Annotated in this window: 1 protein-coding gene; it reads left to right on the top strand. The window is 78.7% G+C overall.

Translation table 11 applies throughout. The features are described from left to right. Positions 1–235: HAMP domain-containing protein (locus ACQG3P_RS24025; RefSeq protein ID WP_426806450.1), on the top strand; the 235-nt coding region annotated here is incomplete at both ends.

Below are 235 nucleotides of genomic sequence, written 5' to 3'. Positions count from 1 at the left end.
ATCGCCGGCCATCGCCCACACCGGCAGCCTCGCGGTGTCCCCGCTGTGCGTGCCCGTGCGGGTGCGGGCGTTTGGCGTGCGGGCGTACGTGGTTGCGCGCTTCGCCAGCGCGCCGCTGCAGCGGCTGGCCTCGGCCGCGGCCGATCGGGGCGGCGGCCTGCAGCGTGCGCCCGTGCCGGTGACCGGGCCGCGGGTCGTGCGGCGCGCCGCGGTCGGCTTCAACGCCATGCGGAAG

It is taken from the genome of Stenotrophomonas sp. SrG, assembly GCF_050031795.1.
GTDB lineage: Bacteria > Pseudomonadota > Gammaproteobacteria > Xanthomonadales > Xanthomonadaceae > Stenotrophomonas > Stenotrophomonas rhizophila_A.
This window is presented reverse-complemented; position numbering and strand designations above follow the sequence as displayed.